Source organism: Natrinema soli, assembly GCF_028618695.1.
The window spans coordinates 1-732 of sequence record NZ_JAQIVI010000187.1; the positions used below are offsets into that span (position 1 = coordinate 1).

2 pseudogenes are annotated in these 732 nt (G+C 68.0%); one reads left to right on the forward strand and one right to left on the reverse strand.

Features of this window, described 5'->3' with window-relative positions:
* Positions 1–269 (forward strand): annotated as a pseudogene (locus tag PGX04_RS12425) (hypothetical protein); the annotation flags it as partial.
* A gap of 30 nt (positions 270–299) precedes the next feature.
* Here the strand turns inward: PGX04_RS12425 and PGX04_RS12430 are convergent.
* Positions 300–732 (reverse strand): annotated as a pseudogene (locus PGX04_RS12430) (hypothetical protein); the annotation flags it as partial.

Below are 732 nucleotides of genomic sequence, written 5' to 3' on the forward strand. Positions count from 1 at the left end.
AACTGGACGGCGTCGCGACGGGATCGTCGCACGACGTCGCGGTCGGCGACGGCGGCACGATCCTCGAGCGTCAGGTTGGGGACTCCGAGACCGGCGCTGGCGGCGGCAACAGCACCGACACCAGCGGCGGCAACAGCACCGACACCGGCAACGAAACGAACTCGACGGCGATCGAAACTGCGATCCGTTCGATGGACGCACCCACCGCCGAACCGCTGTCGGTCGAGAACTACATCGAGGGGGAGTGGGTCACACCGCCGGAACGGTGAGCACGGTGCGTCGACACGGCTTCCGCTCGCTCACTCGAGCGCGTACCAGTCGAAGCGCTCGATCGCGTAGCGATAGGCGACGACCGGCGCGATCAGCCCCGCGATCAGGACGATCCAGGCGCCGACGGTGATTCCGCGGGCGGAGATCGACACGTCGGGAAGCGGCGTCCACGCGGAAACTGACGAGACGAAGCCGGCGATCAGTTCGGGGGCCTCGAGATACAACACGACGGCGGCGACTGCGGGGAGCGCGATCGCGAGCGTGTAGACGAGGAAGGACGTCTTGCTCGGCATTACCGCCTCGCGATTGTTGGTTACCTTGACGCTCCCGAAGCGGGGGAACGCCGAGCCGACCCCAGCCGCTAAGGCCGGCGTCACGACCGCTCCGGCGACGGTTCCGGCGGCCAGCGCGGCAGTTTGCTCGAGCGAGAGCGGGCTGACGATCCCGAAAACGCTCGAGGCG